This window comes from Nonomuraea sp. NPDC049784 (genome assembly GCF_040659615.1).
Classification (GTDB): Bacteria; Actinomycetota; Actinomycetes; order Streptosporangiales; family Streptosporangiaceae; genus Nonomuraea.
Genome location: NZ_JBFAMX010000021.1, coordinates 14,780 through 32,945 on the forward strand (window position 1 = coordinate 14,780; position 18,166 = coordinate 32,945).

Below are 18,166 nucleotides of genomic sequence, written 5' to 3' on the forward strand. Positions count from 1 at the left end.
CGGGCATGGTGGAGCAAACGGGCCCAGACATCAGTGACATCGGGCGCAAGGCGGGCCGGGGGGCGGTGTGGAGCCTTATCGGCACACTGGTCACCCGCGCGGGCTCGTTCATCCTCGGCCTGATCCTGGCCAGGCTCCTCGCGCCGGCGGACTTCGGCACCTATGCCGTCGCGCTCGCGGCCACCCAGTTCGTCATGGTGATCAAGGACGTCGGCGTCATGTCGGCCGTCGTGCAGTGGCGTGGGCGGCTGGAGGACATAGCGCCCACGGCCACGACCCTGACGATGATCTCCGCGCTGGGCCTGTACGGGATCTTCTGGGCCGGCGCGCCGTACTTCTCGATGCTGGCGGGCAGCGAGGAGGCCACGTCCGTGGTGCGGATCCTCACCGCGGTCATCCTCGTCGAGGCGGTCACGGCGGTGCGCAGCGCGGCCCTGTTGCGCTGGTTCCGTACGGGCAAGAACGCCAAGGCCGTCCTCGCGGGCTTCCTGGTCAACGCGCCGGTGGCGATCATCCTGGCGGTCAACGGCGCGGGGGCGTACAGCTTCGCCTGGGGGCAGCTGGCGGGTGCCGTGGTCACCGGCGTCTTCATGCTGATCTACGCGCGGCTGCCCTACCGGTTCGGGTTCGACCGGCAGATCGCGGCCAGGCTGCTGAGGTTCGGCATTCCCTCGGCGGCGGGGATCGCGCTGGAGGTCATGCTGCTCAACGTGGGCTACATCATCGTCGGCAACATCATGGGCGACGAGTGGCTGGGCTTCTACCTGATGGCGTTCAACGTGTCGAGCTGGGTGCCCGGCATCATCGGCAGCGCCATCCGCATGGTGTCGATCGCCGGCTTCTCCCGGCTGGCCGAACGTGACGAGGAGTCCCTGTCGCTCGGCGTCCAGAGAACCGTGCCGCTGCTCATCGCCATGGTGCTGCCGCTGGCCGTCTTCATGGCGGTGCTCGCGCACTCATTGATCATCTTCATCTACGGTCCGGAGTGGGAGCAGGCCGCCGGCGTGCTGCGGTTCCTGGCGGTCCTGATGGTGGTGCGCATGCTCACAGCCTTCGCCCTCGACATCCTGAACGGGCAGGGCGCCACCCGCTCGACGGTCTGGATGAACCTCGGGCACGCGGCGGCGATGATCCCGGCGGTCATCGTCGGCACGAATCTCGACGGCATCCGGGGCGCCGCGATCGGGCAGGCGGCCGCCGCGGTGGTGGTCGCACTTCCGCTCGCCATGCTCGCCGTGCAGCGGGCGGGGGTACGGCTCGCGCCGGTCCTGCCCGGCCTCGTCCGGCCGGCAGCCGGTGCGCTGATCTGCGCAGGCGTCATGCTGGGCCTCGCGATGCTGACCCAGGGGAGCTTCTTCATCCAGCTCGTCGTGGCGGGTGGAGGCGGCCTGCTGGCCTACGTGCTGGTCGTGGTGACCCGCGACCAGTTCCACATTGTGAGCGATCGCCTGGTGCGGCTGCTTCCCGCCCGCGCGCGATGACCTCGAGGAGAAGCGATGCTGGTGTCCATCGGAATTCCGGTCCGCAACGGTGCGGACCGCCTGGAGGCGGCCGTGCGATCGGCGCTCGCCCAGGATCACACCGAGCTCGAGGTGGTGATCTCGGACAACGCCTCCACCGACGACACAGAGGAGCTCTGCCGCGAGCTGGCGAGGCAGGACAGCCGGATCGCCTACTACCGGCAGTCACGCGATCTGCACGTGGTCGGGAACTTCGTGGAGGTGCTCCGGCGCGCTCGGGGAGAGTTCTTCCGCTGGATGGGCGACGACGACCTGCTCGAACCGGGCTACGTCTCCCGGACCCTGGAGCCCTTCCTGGCCGACGAGCGGCTCATCCTGGTCACCTCGGACGTCAGGTACACCGGGGCGGACGGGAGGGTCCACGAGCCGCTCTACCGCGGCACCCGGATGCTCTCCGACGATCCCATCGACCGCCTGGACGAGTTGTGGGACGTGGTCACCACCCAGCACCACGGACTCGATCCCCTCTACGGCCTGATGCGGCGGGAGCGGGTGACCGCCGTGCCGCGACCGCTGATGATTCGTGAGGACGAGGTCTACGCGACCATGCTCGCGCTGACCGCGCCCTGGGGTCACGTGCCGGAGGTGCTCGCGCACCGCAACCTGCGCGAGCGGCGCCTGTCCGGGATCGCCGCGGCGCTCGGCGTCCCGGCCTGGACCGCGCATTTCGCCACCACGCTGCAGTTCCGGGCGATGCATAGGGCCCTGCGCATCACGGAGCTGTCGGCGGAGCAACGCAGCCGCGCCAACGCCGTGCTGCTGCGTACCTATTGGCGCCGGCAGCAGCAGATGCTGGCGCACCGCAGCCGCAAACTCGCCGGGTTGGCCACCCGACTCGTCTCCTCGAAAGGGTGATCTCCCCGTGTTGATTCGCATCGTGCGGCTGCTCATGCAGCCGGGCCGGATCCTGCTGGCCATCATGCGACGTCTGCCGTTCGGCTCGTACGAGCTGCGCTGCTCGCTCGACCTCTACCCGAGGCCGCACTACGCGTACGGCGTGCAGCAGGCAGCCGAACTGGCCAGGCGCCTCGGCGTCGGCCGGATCAGCGTGATCGAGTTCGGCGTCGCCGGCGGCGCGGGCATGGTCGAGCTCAACCGCATGGCGGCGCTGGCGACGGCCGCGTCGGGCGTGAAGATCGACGTCTACGGCTTCGACACCGGTGCCGGGCTGCCCAAACCCACCGACTACCGGGACCTGCCCTACATCTGGCGCGAAGGCGACTTCGTCATGGACGTCGACGCGCTCCGGGCACGTCTGGGAACGGCGAGTCTGATCCTGGGGGACATCGAGGACACCGTGGGCGAGTTCCTCGACAACGAGCGGCCGGCGCCGATCGGGTTCGTCTCCATCGACGTGGACTTCTACTCCTCGACCGCGGCCGCGCTGAGGCTGTTCAGGGGCGACCACAAGTACTTCCTGCCCCGCGTGTTCTGCTACCTCGACGACACCGTCGGCGACGACGACCAGATCATCCACAACGACTATGTCGGCGAGCTCAGCGCGATCCGGGAGTTCAACCAGGACAACAAGCTGATGAAGCTGGCCCCGATCAACGGTCTGCGGCACAAGCGCGCGGTTCCCGCCCCCTGGAACGACAACATCCAGGCGCTGCACCGCTTCGATCACCCGGACTACTCGGTCTACGTGGGCAGGGCGGACACAGAGACACAGCTCCCCCTGTAATTACCCTGTAACGATCCAGTGGGCTACCGCGAGAGAAGGTAAAAGAACAACGCGAGGGGGAATATCTCGCTATGTCCGTCATATTAGCCAATAGCCGAATTAACGATGATGTTCGGCGTCAAAAGATCTTCCAGGGGGACGTCTTCCTCTACTCCGCGACGCCCGCCTCGACCAAGTTGATCGAGTTCGCCCGCGAGTTGATCGAGGAGGCGTTCGAGGGCCGCGACCCCCAGACCGCCCAGCACGAGATGCCGGTCGAGGAGTTCGCCGCACTGCTCGCGGACCTCAAGCCGCGCTTCATCCACCACCCCACCAGCAAGAAGATCATCGCCGCGCTGCTGGACGAGCTGGGCATGACGCTGGACAAGACCTACTTCGACGTGCCGAGGCTGCGTACCTCCACTGCCGATCACTACCTCGACTCCGGCATCTCCTACGCCTACCACGCTCACCGCGACTGCTGGTACGCCGCGCCGTTCTGCCAGGTCAACTGGTGGATCCCCGTCTACGAGGTGGTCCCGGAGAACGTCTTCGCCCTGCACCCGCAGTACTTCGACCGCCCCGTCCGCAACGGCAGCGGCCGCTACGACTACGCGGAATGGACCGCTGTAAGCCGGCCCACCGCCGCGCAGCACATCTACAGCGACACCCGGGAGCAGCCCAAGCCGGAGGAGGCGCTCGACCTCGAGACCGAGCTCCGGCTGGTGCCGGAGCCGGGCGGCATGATGCTCTTCTCCGGGGCGCACCTGCACTCCACCGTCGCCAACACCTCCGGCAGGACCCGCTTCAGCATCGACTTCCGCACCGTCCACATCGACGACGTCCGGTCCCGCGCGGCGGCGCCCAACGTGGACGCCACCTGTCGTGGCACCACCCTGCGTGACTTCTACCGCGCCGACGACCTGACGCGCATCCCGGAAGAGCTCGCAGCGGAATACGAGGCTGAAGCGCTGGCCAAGCTCACCTGACCAACCGGGCACGTACGGCGTCGCGTAGGCCCTTCCAGCTCCGGTGCCGTTGGAAGGGCAGTTCGAAGAGCGAGGCGAACAACCACGCCGCCCCCACGCTCACCGGCACGGCCAGGGCGAGTGTGAGGAGGAACGCCGGCATGCCGGGTGGCACGTGCGGGGCGACGACGAGCCGGTTCACCATGACGACGAGCGGTGAGTGGATCAGGTAGAGGCTGTAGGAGAAGGAGCCCAGCCGCCGCAGTGGACCAGTGTCGAGCAGCCGTACGAGCCACACCGGCTTGCCCGTCGCCACACCGGTCAGCAACAACCCGGCCGCCGGGCCGACCGCCAGATCCACCCAGAAGAAGTTCGCGACCACCCATACCGGCCCGGCCACCACGATCAGCAGGAGCACTGGGACCGCGGCGGCCGCCGCGAACCAGTGCCAGGCCAGGCGGCTCGTACGCTCCTGCGCGCGCACGATGCCGGCGCAGACCGCGCCCATGGCGAAGAGCGCGGCGAACTGGGGAGTCAGCCGCATCAGCAGATCCACGGCTGGTACGGAAGGCGCCAGCGCGCCCACCGCCACGACGATCAAGGTCACGATGCCGAGCATCACCGCCGCGCCCATCTTGCGCAGGACCAGCAGCATCAGCGGGAACACCAGGTAGAGCTGCGCCTCGACGGCGATCGACCACAGAGCCCCGTTGGGGCTGGGGGAGCCGAAGACGTCCTGCAGAAGCAGCCCGTAGATGAGGGCCGACTGCCCGGTGGGCGTCTGCTGCCCGGGCTGCGGGATGACCGTCCACGCGATCACCAGGCTGAACAGCAGCGCCGCCCAGTACGGCGGCAGGATGCGCCAGGCGCGGCGGTTGAAGAACGTGGGGATGCCACCCAGCCGCCAGCCGGACCGGGCGGGTGAGACCGCCAGCGAGAAGCCGGACAGGACGATGAACACCACGACCGCGAAATGGCCGTAGAGCAGCCATCCCGTCCACCCGGGCGCGTCGTTGACCGGAAATCCGGGGAAGGACAGCAACCAGCAATGGTGAAGGACGACGAACAACGCGGCCAGGCCCCGTAAGCCGTCGAGTCCGGCGAGCCTTTCCCGCGTTGCCGGACGCTCTACTGTCAGCCCCACTGGAAACCCCCGTCGCCGTAGTCGTTGGTCTATCGCTCCGACTCCGTGCGATGTAACCGTTCTGTGGGGATGTAACGTCTGCCCGTGGTTGGGCGATGGTCCGCTATAGGGCAAGCATTGCTGATGCGGGGGAACGTGCCAAAATGGAGTTCTGGAAGGCGTTTCTTGGTCTTCTCCGACGAAAATTCATAGGCCCGCCGCTGATCCTTCTTTCGATCTTGGTGGGCGTTGTGGTGTACGCCGTCATCCCGGCGCACTACACGACCGACGTCTCCCTCGTCCTGGCCACGCCGGTGAACGGAGGCACCGTCTCCACCGACAAGACCAAGCAAGGGCTCACCAACCCCTTCCTCTCCTTCAACGACGCGCTCAAGACCGGGGCCAGCATCGTCATCCTGGCGATGAACACGCAGGACGTCTGGACGCAGCTCGGCGCGCCCAAGGACGGCCCGACGGAGATCACGATCGACGACGGGCGCACCAACCCCAACGTCCTGGACATCAACGGGCCCTACATCTACATCAGGGTCCAGAGCGAGTCTCCGCGGCAGGCCTCGGCCGTGCTCATGGCGGCACGCCAGCGTGTGGCGACCGAGTTGTTCAAATGGCAGAAGACGCTCGGCGCTCCGGCGAACACCTTCATCACCTCCACCGACATCGTGCCGCCGTCCACACCCGAGGCCGACTACAGCGTGAACTGGCAGGGAGCGATCGGCGGCGCCGTGCTCTGCCTGTTCCTGGGCCTCGGCATCGCCTACGGCGTGGTGATCAGGCGCGCGCCCAAGCCGTTGCAGCGGCCGGAACCCTCAGCTCCCGTGGCAGCACCCTCAGCGCCGGTGGAAGCGCCGGTCGGCGAACCAGTCGAGTTACCGGAACTCGACGAGGACAGCTCCGCCACCATGGAGTTCCCCGCCTACCGGGGGGAGCCCCTGTCTCCCGTGCCCGGGCCCAGGAAGGCGAACCAGGACGACGGCGAGGGATGAGGCCCGCCATGGACTTCTGGGCGACGGCGACAGTTCTGTTCAAGCGTTGGTACGTGACGATTCCGGCCTTCCTGCTCACGGTCGTAGGAGCCGTCGGCGTGTTCGCCGTGGCGCCCAAGACCTTCATCTCAAGCTCGGCGCTCGTTCTCACCCTGCCGGTCACCGGCGGCAGCGTGCCGAGCGACCCCAAGTTCCCCAACCCGCGCACCAACCCCCTGGTCTCCTTCGACCAGGGGTTGAGCATGACCTCGTCGATCCTCATCCAGGCGCTGAACACCCCTCAGATGGCTGCCAAGGTCGGGGCGCCGATCGGTGGCGACGTCACACTCAAGATCACCAGCGGCGGGACCAACCCCGAGATGATGCCGGCGACCCCCTTCATCGTCATCACCTGCGAGGCGCCGAGCGCTGAGCTGGCCCACGGCATCGTCGTGAAGGTCACCGCGCTGGCCCAGCAGGAGCTGCGTGACCGGCAGCAGCAGGTCAAGGCGCCGCCCACCACCTACGTGGGCGCCACCGTCGTGGTGCCGCCCACCCAACCCGACGAGAAGAAGGGCAGCCGGATGCGCGCCGCGGTGGTCACCGGGGCGCTGGCGTTCTTCATGAGCCTGTTCGCCGCCTTCGCAGCCGAGAGCTTCGCCCGCCATCGCCGGGCGCGCCGCCCGGCCATGGGTGAGCCCAGGCGGCTCGAGCCGGTCACCAGCAACGGAACGCGGTCACTGGCTGGACTCGAAGGATGAGCGCGACCGTCCTCCCGCGCCGCGCCGACGGCGCCACGTTGGTCTGCTTGTTCGTCCTGTTCCTGCTGATCCTCCCGGCCCGCCTGGCGGTGGCCGGGCTTCCACTGTCGCTCACGCCCGCCGAGATCATGGCTCTGGCGCTGGGCGTGGTGTGGGTGTGCGCGCAGATGATCAGCACGGCGGGCGTGGCCAAGGGCGGCAACCCGGTCCGCACCTCGATCTTCGTGTACGGCATGCTGCTGCTGGCCGTCTACGGGTACACGACCTACCTGTACCTGCCCTCCGACGAGCTCAACCTCGCCGACCACACGTTCGTGCTCTACCTGGGTTACGTGAGCCTGCTGCTGGTGGTCTGCGACGGGATCGGCAGTCGCGAGCGCCTCGACTTCGTGCTCAAGGCGGTCGTGATCGGTGGCACGTTCGCGGCGATCGTCGCCCTGCTGCAGTTCAGGTTCGACTTCGACCTCACCAAGTACATGCAGATCCCCGGGCTCCGCCACTCCTCCGTCGAGGAGGTGCCGACCGTGATCTCCCGATCGGACCTGCGCCGCGTCGCCGGCACGCTCGGGCACCCGATCGAGTTCGGCGCGGTGTCGGCGATGCTGTTGCCTCTGGCCGCGCATCTCGGCTTCCAGGCGCGCAGCCGCGGTCAGGCCGCGACTCGCTGGTGGATCTGCGCCGTCATCATCGCGGCCGGCTTGATGTTCTCGGTCTCCAGGACCGCCGTGCTCGGCCTGGCGGGGGCGGGGCTGATACTCCTGCTCGGCTGGTCCAACCGGCGCCGGATCGTCACCATCGGCGCGTTCGTGGTGTTCCTGGGGTTCATGAAGGTCCTGGCGCCGGGCCTGCTTGGCACGTTCTACAACCTGTTCGCCGGCGCCGGCGAGGACAGCAGCATCATCTACCGCACCCACGACTACCCCTTCGCGATGCGGGAGGTCGCCAAGAGTCCGATCTTCGGCCGTGGGCTCGGCACCTGGTATCCCTTCAAGCATCAGGTGTTCGACAACCAGTACCTGCTGTCACTGGTCGAGACCGGGGTGGTCGGCGTGCTGGGCTTCGTCGGCGTGATCGTGTGCGGGATCGTCGTCGCCCTCTGGGTTCGCCGGCTGAGCACCGACCCGAACGTACGCAACCTGGGACTGACCATCGCCGCCTGCCTGGTGATCCCGCTGCTGGGTGCGGCCACCTTCGACCTGCTCTCCTTCCCCGGCATCACCAGCGTGATGTTCCTGCTCGTCGGCGCGGCCGGGGCGCTGCTGCGGTTCGAGCGCGGAGATCAGGCGAACAAGCTGCTCCTGAGCTCCTTCCAGGAACCCGCCGACCGGTCGCGCTCGCTGATCGCGGCGACCGGCAACGGCCAGGGCAGCGCGAGGTCGGGATCGTCGTAGCGGACGGCCAGGTCCTCGGCGGGGTCGTGCTCCCTGTCGATGCGGTAGCAGACATCGGCATGCTCGGTCAGCGCCTGGTAGCCGTGCAGGATCCCCGGGGGCACGTAGAGGTTCGCGAACGACACATCGTCGAGCCGGATGGTGATGTGGGAGCCGAACGTCGGTGAGGCCGGCCGCGCGTCCACCAGGATGTCGAGTACGGCGCCGTGCGCCGCCCGCACCAGCTTGGCCTCGCCGCGGCCCGAGCGGCCGTGCATCCCCCTGATCGTGCCCAGGCGCGAGCGTGACTGGCTGTCCTGGACGAACGCGGTGTGGTCCAGCCCGTGCTCCGCGGCGATCGCGGCGTCGAAGGTCCTGGTGAAGAAGCCTCGATCGTCGTGGCTCGGCGTCGGCACGAACAGCAGCACGCCCTGCAGCGCCAGATGCTCGACTCTCATGGTTTTCCTCTCATCCGGGCACGACTCTCATCCGGGTAGGGTCCTCAGCCGGCGGGAGGGTCTGAGCAGGGCCACGACCGACGCCCTGGCCGTGCGGCGGCCCGTGGCGGCCCGCATCGCCTCGCCGAGCAGAACGGCGAGATAGAAGCCCGCAGTCGCGATCCTGCCCCTGCGCCGCCGGAACAGCCGCACGCGGTTGACCGTGAGCAGCGCGGCCAGCATCGGGCTGGTCTTCGCCTCGCCGCCGATGTGCTCGACCACTGCGGCGGGTTCGTACCAGAGCGTCCAGCCCTCGTCCGCGGCCCGCAGCGCGTACTCGGTCTCTTCGCTGTAAAGCAGGAAGGACTCGTCCCACGGGCCGACTTCGGTGAGCGCCGCGGCTGAGATGAGCATGGCGGCTCCGGTGGCCCAGTCCGCGGGGCCCGGCCGCTCGTAGTGGCCGGGATCGACGATCATCTCGCTCAGCGTGCCGATGCGGCCCGCCAGACGCCCGCCGATCAGCGCCTCGGCCAGCGCACGGCGTACGGCCGGCACGCGACGGAGCGAGTGATGGAGCACGCCATCGGTGCTGACCAGCCGGGGGACGGCGATGCCGGTACCGGGACGGTCGAGGGCCTTGCTCAGCGCGGCCAGCGAACCGGGGCGAAGGCGGCAGTCGGGGTTCATCACGAAGATCGCATCGAGCTCATGGAGGTCGAGCGCCGCGATCGCGGCGTTGACCCCAGCCGCGTAACCGGCGTTCCTGCCCACTTGCACGGGATGGATGGGCAGGCCGGTGGCCTGTTCCGCGAGGCGGAGCGAGTCGTCCTTGGAAGCGTTGTCGACCACGACGACGGCGCTCAGCCGTACCCCCTCAGCGCCCGCAGGCAGAGAGGCCAGGCAACCGCCGAGGACCGGCGCGCTGTTGTAGGTCACGATCACGATCGCAACGCGGGGAGGGCCGGACGTCACATGTCGCCATCGCGGCCCGGCAATGGATCGTTACAAGTAACAGATGGTCCAGCTGAGGCGATGAGGGGGTAGGGGCCGGTGTCGTAGAGACGGAGACACACTTCATGCAGGATCTGCAGGCTTTCACCTTTCGCCGGGACGAGCTCTTCCCGCTGGCGGACAAGTATTCCGAGCAGTTCCGTACGGCCTCGCCGTTCCGTCACGTGGTCATCGACGACTTCCTGCCACCCCACGTGCTGGAGCCTGTGCTCGAGGAGTTCCCCGAGCCGCGCGATGCCACCTGGCAGCGGTTCGACACCGCGCGCGAGGTGAAGCTGGCGCTGGCCGACACCGAGCGCATGGGGCCGGCCACCAGGCACCTGCTGGCGGAGTTCAACAGCGGTGTGTTCGTCGAGTTCCTCGAGCGGCTGACCGGCATCACGCAACTGGTCTCCGACCCGCACTTCGAAGGCGGCGGCCTGCACCAGATCCGGCCGGGTGGCTTCCTCAAAGTGCACGCCGACTTCAACAAGAGCCGGAAGCTCAACCTCGACCGCCGGCTCAACGGCCTGCTCTACCTCAACAAGGACTGGGAGGAGAGCTACGGCGGGCACCTGCAGCTGTGGAACAAGGACATGACCGAGTGCGAGGGCAAGATCCTCCCGGTCTTCAACCGGTTCGTGCTGTTCGCCACGACCGATGACGCCAACCACGGGCACCCGGACCCGCTCACCTGTCCGCAGGACCGGGCGCGGCGCTCGATGGCGCTCTACTACTACTCCAACGGCAGGCCCGACGACGAGATCACCGCCGACCACACCACGCTGTTCAAGCAACGGCCCGGTGAGGCGTGGAAGAGCAACCTCCGCCAGGTCGCCAAGCGCTGGACGCCACCCGCGCTGGCCGATCTCGTCGGCGGTCGGAAGACCAAGGGCGAGTGAGGTCGTACGCCGGAGGCTGGTGTCTCGGCGTGGGCCTGATCATGCTGCTGAGCGGGTGCCAGAGTTCCGGCGCCCAGGAGAAGCCGGTCGTCACCCAGCCGCCCGCCACGGCTGCGTCCCAGCCGGGCTCTCCTCCGCCGTCGAAGCCGCCCACCTGGCCCGGTCCTGACAACACGGGTGTGCCCAAGGACCTGGAACTGCGCAAGTCCGGGCCCATGCGGGTGACCAAGAGCGGCACGGTCATCGACGGCGTCGAGGTGACCGGCTACATCACGGTCGAGGCCGACAACGTGACCATCCGCAACACGCGAGTCCGCGGCACCAAGGGCTGGTGGGGGATCCTCCAGCGCGAGGGCTTCACGGGCCTCAAGGTCGAGGACAGCGAGATCTTCGGCAACGGCAGGCAGCGCACCCAGTTCGGCATCCTCAATCAGGGCAAGATGATCACCGTGCGCCGGGTCGACATCCACACGATCTCCAACGGGATCCTGACCCAGCAGGGTGTGGTCGAGGACTCCTATGTGCACGACCCGAAGTACTACTCCGGCGACCACACCGACATGATCATGTCGACCGGGCCGCCCGCCGCCGGTACCTCACTGATCATCCGGCACAACACGGTGATCAACACGCTCGACCAGACGGGTGCGATCGCGCTGTTCCAGGACTTCGGGGTGGTCAAGGACGTGACGGTGGAGGGCAACCTGCTGGCCGGGGGTGGCTGGTCGCTGTACGCGGGTGCCGGGGTCAAGGGCAAGTCGTCGAATATCAAGGTGATCGACAACGTCTTCAGCCGCAGGGTGTGGCCCAAAGGGGGATCTGCGGGGCCCGTTTCTTATTGGGATAATGACGGGCCCGGAAACCTGTGGCGGGGTAACACCTGGGCAGACGGTGGGACGGTAACACCGGACTGACAACCATTTGTCGATTTTTTCAGTGATAGCTGAGAAAGTCGGGCTTCTTGTGAATTGAGGGGAAAGCGAGTCCTTTTCGTTAAAAACCCCTCTTAGTGCTTCCGGCATGGTTACTCTCTCCCCTTGGGGGACTCGGCGTGGCCATGATCGGAAGGAGTCGCCTGTGTCAAGGCATCGAAGGCGTAAGAGGCGGATCGGGTGGTTATCCCTGGCCGGCGTCTCCGCGGTGGCGGTGCTGGCCGGCGGATACGGCATTGTCGCCTCGGACATGCTGGAGCCTCGGGCGGTCCTGACGGACGCGAGCGGGGCGAGAGTCGCCGCTTCACCGCACGCCGCCGGTGGCCAGCGGGCCCGGCCACGTCCCACCACCGGCAAACCTCAGCCTGGGAAGGTCCGGACCAAGGGCCCATGGTGGTGGCCCAGACGGCCTACCAAGAAGCCGACCTCGCGGCCGACGCGCAGACCGACCCGTACGGCGACGCCGATCGCGAGCCCCTCCGCGACTCCGACCGAGACGTCCACGAAGACGTCGACCGTGCCCCCCACCGCGACGCCGACGAGCACGCGCACCGTGACGCCGACGACGACGCCCAGCGTGACGCCGACGACGACGCCCAGCGTGACCCTGACGACGACACCCAGCGTGACCCCGACCGCCATGCCTACGAAGACGCCGACCGCGGCTCCGACGAGGAGCCCGTCTGAGACTCCGACGGTGACGCCTACGAAGACCCTGTCTGAGACTCCTACGAAGACGCCTACCGAGACCCCGACGCCGACGCCTACCAAGACGTCCACGACTGCGCCGCCGCCGAGCGGTGGCTGGCCTGGAACCGGTAACACCGGCGTTCCCGCCGGCACCGAGATGGTCAAGAAGACCGGCTCTATCGTCATCAGAGAAGACGGCAAGGTCATCGACGGCTGGGACATCACCGGCGACATCACGGTCGAGGCCGACAATGTGACCATCCGCAACACCCGAGTGCGCGGGCAGACCGACTATTGGGGCATCCTCCAGCGCGAGGGCTTCTCGGGCCTCAAGGTCGAGGACAGCGAGATCTTCGGCAACGGCAAGCAGCGCACCCAGTTCGGCATCCTCAACCAGGGCAAGATGATCACCGTGCGCCGCGTGGACATCCACACGATCTCCAACGGCATCCTCACCGACCAAGGACTGGTCGAGGACTCCTATGTGCACGACCCGAAGTACTACTCCGGGGACCACACCGACATGATCATGTCAACCGGCACCGCAGCCGCCGGTACCTCGCTGATCATCCGGCACAACACCGTGATCAACACGCTCGACCAGACGGGTGCGATCGCCCTCTTCCAGGACTTCGGCGTGACCCGCAACGTCACCGTGGAGGGCAACCTGCTGGCCGGTGGCGGCTGGTCGCTCTACGCGGGTGCCGGGGTCAAGGGCAAGTCGTCGAATATCAAGGTGATCGACAACGTCTTCAGCCGGAGGGTGTGGCCGAAGGGTGGCACCGCCGGCCCGGTGTCGTACTGGGATTCCGATGGGCCGGGCAACGTCTGGCGAGGCAACACCTGGGAGAGCGGCGGCGCGAGCGTGCTGGCCGCGGACTAGCTGCGGATCGCGATGATCGACTTCACCAGCCCGGCGAGCCGTTCGAAGCGGATCTGGGATTTGGGGAAGTAGTGTCGCATCTCGGTCACGCTGAGCAGCTCGACCTCCATGGCGATCATGCGGGCGGCGTCCCGGTCGGAGGTCGGGGTGTGGACGAGTGGCCAGCGGCGCAGGATCGTCGTCCGTGCGGCGAGCGGCAGGAACTGGAACCCCGGGAACAGGAAGTGCGGCTCGACCGGGAAGTAGCGGTAGGGCGTCTGCACCCAGTGCCGCTCGGCCAGCTCGTGCACGGTGTCGGCGAACTGCTGCCGGCGCTGGTGCCCGCCGACATGTTCGATCACCGCGTTGGAGAACACCAGGTCGTACTGTGCGCCACGGATCGCGGGCGGGAGGTCGCAGGCGTCGGCGACATCGGCTCGCAGCCACGCCGGCAGGTCGGTGGGCGGCTGCTCGAGGTTGACGATGTGTACGTGCGCCGGCCTCACCGGAGCGCGCATCCAGGCCCCGGCCGTACCGCCGAGGTCGAGGACGTTCATCTGGTCGAGGTCCGGGAACCGGTCGGCGAACCACTGCCACCTTCGCGCCCGTGCCTTGGCTCCCAGTGAGTCCGGAGCGTCCACGAAACGACTGCGCAGGGCATTCAGACGGCTCATAAAGGGGCTCCTCCGGCCAGATAAGTACCCCTATGCTCCCAGAATTCTGCCTACGCGGCTAAGCGTGCGATTCTTTGTGACATTCTTGCGATCGATACCAATCGACAGTTCGGCGCAACCCCTCGTCCAATTCCGTGACAGGGCGCCAGCCGAGCCGGTCCGCGGCAGGCGTGATGTCGCCCACCTGCGTAATATCGTGCGGGCGATCGGGGGCCGTTCCGAATTCGGGTGGCGTGCTCGCACCGATGATCCGATAAAGCCTCTCGACGATCCCATGGGCCGGGGTCTTGAGACCGGTCCCGATATCGAGAGTGTGTCCGGTCGCTTTATCCGACTCTCCCGCCAGGACGAACGCGTCGACGACATCGTCGACGTAGATCCAGTCGGCGAGCTTGGTGGCCTTGGTAAGCCGGGGACGCCGGCCCTGCAGGAGGCAGAGTGTCACGTAGGGCACGAGCTTGGTGATGTCGGGCTGGGCCGGCCCGTAGACCATGCTGGGGCGCAGCACGGTGACGGGCAGATCCCAGAGCCGATGGTAGAGCTGCGCGTAGCCGGTGGCGGCCCACTTGGACATCGCGTAGGCCGACGACGGCGGGGCCTGGTCGTTGCCCGGGCGCGGCTCCTCGATGGAGCCGGTGAAGACGGTCTTGACGCCGCATTCGTGGGCGGCGGCCAGCGCGTTGACCCCGCCTATGACGTTGCTCTCCAGGGTGGTGCGGAGGACCTCATCACCTCTCGAACCAGTGACTTCGCCGGCGAGGTGGAAGAGGAGGCTGGGCCGTACCGACCGGAAAAGCCGTGTCGTCGCGCCGGCGTCGTTGAGATGAGCCACGTGCCAGACCTCGCCGTGACGAGCCTGCTGGGGGCGGCGGCTGACGGCGTGCACCTGAGCGCCGAGCGCTCGTAAGCGCGTCACCAGATGCGAGCCGATGAATCCGGCCGCCCCTGTCACCAGCACCACGGTCTCCGGCCAATACGACATCGTGGATTGACCTCCGTGTTGAATGGTCGCGCTCACTTGGCCCTCGCTGGTCACGCGAGCTACCGCTCTCGGGCCTAAACGTTCGCCGCTCCGTGGGGGGATGGAGCCGTTCGGGCCGACGGCTCCATCTAATCATCAACTAGCCGATACGCCAGGTGTCTCCACCCATGAGCAGCTCGCTCAGGTCGCCGGGACCCTTCTGCGCGACGGCCTCCTCGAGCTGCTCGGCCATCAGCACGTCGTACGCCGGCCGGTCGACCTGCCGGAAGATCCCGATCGGCACGTGCTCGAACGCCGGCTCGTCGAGCCTGCTGAGCGCGAAGGCCACCGACGGGTCGGGGTTGTGCGCGTCGTGCACGAGGATCTGGTCCTCGCTCACGCTGCCACGCGCCACGACCTCGATGCCGCCGTTCGCCGCGCGCACGACGGCCTTGGAGGCGCTCACGATCGGCTGGTCGTGCTCCAGGCGCAGCGTGATGTCGTCGCGGACGCCGGGGTCCTTGAGCTGCTCGAACGCGTTGTCGTTGAAGATGTTGCAGTTTTGGTAGATCTCCACCAGCGACGTGCCGCGGTGCGCGGTGGCCTCGCGCAGCACCGACTGCAGGTGCTTGCGGTCGGAGTCGATGGTGCGGGCCACGAACGACGCCTCGGCGCCGATGGCCAGCGAGATCGGGTTGAACGGCTTGTCCAGCGACCCCATCGGCGTCGACTTGGTGATCTTGCCGACCTCAGAGGTGGGAGAGTACTGGCCCTTGGTCAGCCCGTAGATCCTGTTGTTGAACAGCAGGATGTTCAGGTTGACGTTGCGCCGCAGCGCGTGGATCAGGTGATTGCCGCCGATCGACAGCGCGTCGCCGTCACCGGTGATCACCCACACGCTCAGGTCGGGCCGGGAGGCGGCCAGCCCCGTCGCGATGGCGGGCGCGCGCCCGTGGATCGAGTGGAACCCGTACGTGTTGAGGTAGTACGGGAACCGCGACGAGCAGCCGATGCCCGAGACGAACACGATGTTCTCGCGCTTGAGCCCCAGCTCCGGCAGGAAGCTCTGCACCGCCGCCAGGATCGCGTAGTCGCCGCAGCCCGGGCACCAGCGCACTTCCTGGTCGGACTTGAAGTCCTTCAGGCTCTGCTTCACGTCGGTCTTGGGAACGAGCGACAGGCCCTTCCCGTTCAAGAGCTCAGTCATTGTCGATCACGTCCTGGATGACTCCGGCCAGCTCCTCCGCCTTGAACGGGAGCCCGCGCACACGGTTGTAGCTGATCACGTCGACGAGGTAGCGGGCCCGCAGCAGCAGGGCGAGCTGACCGAGGTTGATCTCGGGCAGCAGCACCCTGTCGTAGCGCTTGAGGACCTCGCCGGTGTTGGCGGGGAGCGGGTTGAGGTGGCGCAGGTGGGCCTGGGCGACCTTGCCGCCGCTCTTCCTGATCCGCCGGACGGCCGCGGCGATCGGCCCGTACGTCGAACCCCACCCGATGACCAGCACGTTCGCGTCGCCGTCCGGGTCGTCGACCTCCAGCGTGGGAACGGCGATCCCGGCGATCTTGGCGGCCCGCGTGCGGACCATCAGGTCGTGGTTGTTCGGGTCGTAGGAGATGTTGCCGGTGCCGTCGGCCTTCTCGATGCCGCCGATGCGGTGCTCGAGGCCCGGCGTGCCGGGGATGGCCCAGGGGCGGGCCAGCGTCTCGGTGTCGCGCTTGTACGGCAGGAACTCGCCGTCGGCGCCGTTCGGGGCGCTGGTGAAAGGCTGCGAAATGTCCGGCAAGTCGGAAACTTCAGGCAGCCGCCAGGGCTCCGAGCCGTTGGCCAGGTAGCCGTCCGAGAGCAGCATGACCGGAGTGCGGTACTTGATGGCGATCCTGGCAGCCTCGACGGCCGCGTCGAAGCAGTCGCTCGGCGACATCGGCGCCACGATCGGCACCGGCGACTCGCCGTTGCGGCCGAACATGGCCATCAGCAGGTCGGTCTGCTCGGTCTTGGTCGGCATGCCGGTGCTGGGCCCGGCCCGCTGCACGTCCACGATGATCAGCGGCAGCTCGGTGGTGACCGCCAGGCCGACCGTCTCGGCCTTCAGCGCCACGCCGGGGCCGGAGGTGGTGGTCACGCCCAGCGCACCGCCGAACGCGGCCCCGAGCGCCGCGCCGACGCCGGCGATCTCGTCCTCGGCCTGGAAGGTGCGGATGCCGAACCGCTTGTGCTTGCTCAGCTCGTGCAGGATGTCGCTGGCCGGGGTGATCGGGTACGAGCCCAGGAACAGCGGCAGCTTGGACTGCACGCTGGCGGCGATCAGACCGTACGCCAGGGCCTGATTGCCGGAAATATTGCGATAAACGCCAGGGGCGAGCCTGGCGGGCTTGACCTCGTACGAGACGGAGAAGGACTCGGTGGTCTCGCCGTAGTTCCACCCGGCCTGGAAGGCCGCGATGTTGGCCTTGGCGATGTCGGGCTTCTTCGCGAACTTCTGCTCGAGGAAAGTGATGGTGTGCTCGGTCGGCCGGTGGTACAGCCAGCTGAGCAGGCCCAGGGCGAACATGTTCTTCGAGCGCTCGGCGTCCTTCTTGGACAGCTCGAAGCCCTCGAGAGCCTTGACGGTGAGGGAGGTCAGCGGCACCGCGTGCACGTGCCACTCGCTGAGCGACTCGTCCTCCAGCGGGTTGGCGTCGTAGCCGACCTTCTGCAGGTTGCGCTTGGTGAACTCGTCGGTGTTCGCGATGATATCCGCGCCCCTGGGCAGGTCACCCAGGTTGGCCTTGAGCGCCGCCGGGTTCATGGCCACGAGCACGTTCGGCGCGTCGCCGGGGGTGAGGATGTCGTGGTCGGCGAAGTGCAGCTGGAAGCTTGACACGCCGGGCAGAGTGCCTGCGGGCGCGCGGATCTCGGCGGGGAAGTTGGGGAGCGTCGACAGGTCGTTGCCGAACTCCGCCGTGCCCGCGGTAAAGCGGTCGCCGGTGAGCTGCATGCCATCGCCGGAGTCTCCGGCGAATCTGATGATCACGCGGTCGAGCTGCTGGACCTGCTTGTTCACAGCGCCTCCTTCACCGGCGCTATGAACGAAGCTCGACTGTGCTCATTGGCGCCCTCGCTACGCTCGGTCACAGCTCAGTCCTCCTCGACGCGCCAATGCGCGTTGCCTTGGGCGCGTTCTCTGTTTCCATGCTAGATCCTCGGAAGGTCACGCGTTTGCATCCCGCAAAGAGCGGGTAAACGCGGTCGGCGTCAGTTTGAGGCGGGAGAACGACGACACAGCCCGGACGCGAGCCTGCAGAGGTCGACATGCAGGCGGGCGAAGAGGGCGGTTCGGGTCACGAACG

19 protein-coding genes are annotated in these 18,166 nt (G+C 67.5%); 10 read left to right on the forward strand and 9 right to left on the reverse strand.

The genetic code is table 11. The features are described 5' to 3' along the window. The first annotated feature begins 5 nt into the window (after positions 1-5). The 4 genes from AB0J09_RS08120 to AB0J09_RS08135 all read left to right on the forward strand — a co-directional run bounded on the left by AB0J09_RS08120 (position 6) and on the right by AB0J09_RS08135 (position 4,172). Positions 6-1,481 carry an oligosaccharide flippase family protein gene (locus AB0J09_RS08120; protein WP_360687026.1) on the forward strand — a complete coding sequence of 492 codons (1,476 nt, stop codon included), beginning with the start codon at positions 6-8 and terminating at the stop codon, positions 1,479-1,481. Positions 1,482-1,496: 15 nt separating this feature from the next. Further along, a complete protein-coding gene (locus AB0J09_RS08125) occupies positions 1,497-2,375 on the forward strand; it encodes a glycosyltransferase family 2 protein (protein ID WP_360687028.1) in 879 nt (292 codons plus the stop codon). Between the two features lie 7 nt (positions 2,376-2,382). Beyond that, complete coding sequence (locus tag AB0J09_RS08130; RefSeq protein ID WP_360687031.1) at positions 2,383-3,204, forward strand: hypothetical protein; 822 nt, start codon at positions 2,383-2,385, stop codon at positions 3,202-3,204. A 71-nt stretch (positions 3,205-3,275) separates the two neighbouring features. After that, positions 3,276-4,172 carry a hypothetical protein gene (locus AB0J09_RS08135; protein WP_360687034.1) on the forward strand — a complete coding sequence of 299 codons (897 nt, stop codon included), beginning with the start codon at positions 3,276-3,278 and terminating at the stop codon, positions 4,170-4,172. On the opposite strand, the gene AB0J09_RS08140 is transcribed toward AB0J09_RS08135, so the two are convergent. Then, positions 4,165-5,295, reverse strand: coding sequence for an acyltransferase (locus AB0J09_RS08140; protein WP_360687037.1), 1,131 nt, complete (start codon positions 5,293-5,295; stop codon positions 4,165-4,167). The two genes, AB0J09_RS08135 and AB0J09_RS08140, sit on opposite strands and share 8 nt — an antisense overlap. 218 nt (positions 5,296-5,513) lie before the next feature. Here AB0J09_RS08140 and AB0J09_RS08145 point away from each other — a divergent pair, with 218 nt between their 5' ends. Genes AB0J09_RS08145 through AB0J09_RS08155 form a run of 3 tightly spaced genes read left to right on the forward strand, consistent with a single transcriptional unit; the run spans position 5,514 to position 8,409 of the window. After that, entirely contained in the window at positions 5,514-6,278 is a 765-nt protein-coding gene (locus tag AB0J09_RS08145) for a hypothetical protein (protein ID WP_360687040.1), read from the forward strand. 8 nt (positions 6,279-6,286) lie between these two features. After that, positions 6,287-7,018 (forward strand): hypothetical protein, encoded by a 732-nt coding sequence (locus AB0J09_RS08150; protein WP_360687043.1) that lies wholly within the window; start codon positions 6,287-6,289, stop codon positions 7,016-7,018. Further along, positions 7,015-8,409 (forward strand): O-antigen ligase family protein, encoded by a 1,395-nt coding sequence (locus AB0J09_RS08155; protein ID WP_360687046.1) that lies wholly within the window; start codon positions 7,015-7,017, stop codon positions 8,407-8,409. The genes AB0J09_RS08150 and AB0J09_RS08155 overlap by 4 nt, the downstream gene beginning before the upstream one ends. Here AB0J09_RS08155 and rfbC read toward each other — a convergent pair. Beyond that, positions 8,298-8,846 (reverse strand): dTDP-4-dehydrorhamnose 3,5-epimerase, encoded by a 549-nt coding sequence (gene rfbC / locus AB0J09_RS08160; RefSeq protein ID WP_360687049.1) that lies wholly within the window; start codon positions 8,844-8,846, stop codon positions 8,298-8,300. The genes AB0J09_RS08155 and rfbC overlap by 112 nt on opposite strands. A 27-nt stretch (positions 8,847-8,873) precedes the next feature. Next, positions 8,874-9,797 (reverse strand): glycosyltransferase family 2 protein, encoded by a 924-nt coding sequence (locus tag AB0J09_RS08165; RefSeq protein WP_360687052.1) that lies wholly within the window; start codon positions 9,795-9,797, stop codon positions 8,874-8,876. 104 nt (positions 9,798-9,901) lie between these two features. On the opposite strand from AB0J09_RS08165, the gene AB0J09_RS08170 reads away from it, so the two are divergent. Then, entirely contained in the window at positions 9,902-10,717 is an 816-nt protein-coding gene (locus AB0J09_RS08170; protein ID WP_360687055.1) for a 2OG-Fe(II) oxygenase, read from the forward strand. 29 nt (positions 10,718-10,746) lie between these two features. Beyond that, positions 10,747-11,631 (forward strand): hypothetical protein, encoded by an 885-nt coding sequence (locus AB0J09_RS08175; protein WP_360687057.1) that lies wholly within the window; start codon positions 10,747-10,749, stop codon positions 11,629-11,631. A gap of 378 nt (positions 11,632-12,009) precedes the next feature. Here the strand turns inward: AB0J09_RS08175 and AB0J09_RS08180 are convergent, their stop codons facing one another. Continuing rightward, the gene (locus AB0J09_RS08180; RefSeq protein ID WP_360687060.1) at positions 12,010-12,525 is read right to left on the reverse strand and encodes a hypothetical protein; all 516 of its coding nucleotides are present in this window, start codon (positions 12,523-12,525) and stop codon (positions 12,010-12,012) included. Between AB0J09_RS08180 and AB0J09_RS08185 the strand changes: the two genes are divergently transcribed. Further along, complete coding sequence (locus tag AB0J09_RS08185) at positions 12,497-13,222, forward strand: hypothetical protein (protein ID WP_360687063.1); 726 nt, start codon at positions 12,497-12,499, stop codon at positions 13,220-13,222. The two genes, AB0J09_RS08180 and AB0J09_RS08185, sit on opposite strands and share 29 nt — an antisense overlap. Here the strand turns inward: AB0J09_RS08185 and AB0J09_RS08190 are convergent. From AB0J09_RS08190 to AB0J09_RS08210, 5 genes are all read right to left on the reverse strand, one after another. Then, positions 13,219-13,875, reverse strand: a complete 657-nt coding sequence (locus AB0J09_RS08190) for a class I SAM-dependent methyltransferase (protein WP_360687066.1) — start codon at positions 13,873-13,875, stop codon at positions 13,219-13,221. The two genes, AB0J09_RS08185 and AB0J09_RS08190, sit on opposite strands and share 4 nt — an antisense overlap. 58 nt (positions 13,876-13,933) lie before the next feature. Further along, complete coding sequence (locus AB0J09_RS08195; RefSeq protein ID WP_360687069.1) at positions 13,934-14,836, reverse strand: NAD-dependent epimerase/dehydratase family protein; 903 nt, start codon at positions 14,834-14,836, stop codon at positions 13,934-13,936. A 160-nt stretch (positions 14,837-14,996) separates the two neighbouring features. Continuing rightward, a complete protein-coding gene (locus tag AB0J09_RS08200; RefSeq protein WP_360687072.1) occupies positions 14,997-16,043 on the reverse strand; it encodes a 2-oxoacid:ferredoxin oxidoreductase subunit beta in 1,047 nt (348 codons plus the stop codon). Then, complete coding sequence (locus AB0J09_RS08205) at positions 16,036-17,880, reverse strand: 2-oxoacid:acceptor oxidoreductase subunit alpha (RefSeq protein ID WP_360687074.1); 1,845 nt, start codon at positions 17,878-17,880, stop codon at positions 16,036-16,038. Before AB0J09_RS08205 ends, AB0J09_RS08200 begins: the two co-directional genes overlap by 8 nt. Positions 17,881-18,071: 191 nt before the next feature. After that, the gene (locus AB0J09_RS08210; protein WP_360687077.1) at positions 18,072-18,161 is read right to left on the reverse strand and encodes a putative leader peptide; all 90 of its coding nucleotides are present in this window, start codon (positions 18,159-18,161) and stop codon (positions 18,072-18,074) included. Positions 18,162-18,166 lie beyond the last annotated feature (5 nt).

What these genes read in the sequence shown, in the direction of transcription:
- AB0J09_RS08125 (WP_360687028.1), top strand. Translation starts at nt 1,497, where the DNA reads ATGCTGGTGTCCATCGGAATTCCGGTCCGCAACGGTGCGGACCGCCTG.
- AB0J09_RS08200 (WP_360687072.1), bottom strand. Translation starts at nt 16,043, where the DNA reads ATGACTGAGCTCTTGAACGGGAAGGGCCTGTCGCTCGTTCCCAAGACC.
- AB0J09_RS08135 (WP_360687034.1), top strand. Translation starts at nt 3,276, where the DNA reads ATGTCCGTCATATTAGCCAATAGCCGAATTAACGATGATGTTCGGCGT.
- AB0J09_RS08180 (WP_360687060.1), bottom strand. Translation starts at nt 12,525, where the DNA reads ATGACGATAGAGCCGGTCTTCTTGACCATCTCGGTGCCGGCGGGAACG.
- AB0J09_RS08155 (WP_360687046.1), top strand. Translation starts at nt 7,015, where the DNA reads ATGAGCGCGACCGTCCTCCCGCGCCGCGCCGACGGCGCCACGTTGGTC.
- AB0J09_RS08170 (WP_360687055.1), top strand. Translation starts at nt 9,902, where the DNA reads ATGCAGGATCTGCAGGCTTTCACCTTTCGCCGGGACGAGCTCTTCCCG.
- AB0J09_RS08185 (WP_360687063.1), top strand. Translation starts at nt 12,497, where the DNA reads ATGGTCAAGAAGACCGGCTCTATCGTCATCAGAGAAGACGGCAAGGTC.
- AB0J09_RS08120 (WP_360687026.1), top strand. Translation starts at nt 6, where the DNA reads ATGGTGGAGCAAACGGGCCCAGACATCAGTGACATCGGGCGCAAGGCG.
- AB0J09_RS08150 (WP_360687043.1), top strand. Translation starts at nt 6,287, where the DNA reads ATGGACTTCTGGGCGACGGCGACAGTTCTGTTCAAGCGTTGGTACGTG.
- AB0J09_RS08190 (WP_360687066.1), bottom strand. Translation starts at nt 13,875, where the DNA reads ATGAGCCGTCTGAATGCCCTGCGCAGTCGTTTCGTGGACGCTCCGGAC.
- rfbC (WP_360687049.1), bottom strand. Translation starts at nt 8,846, where the DNA reads ATGAGAGTCGAGCATCTGGCGCTGCAGGGCGTGCTGCTGTTCGTGCCG.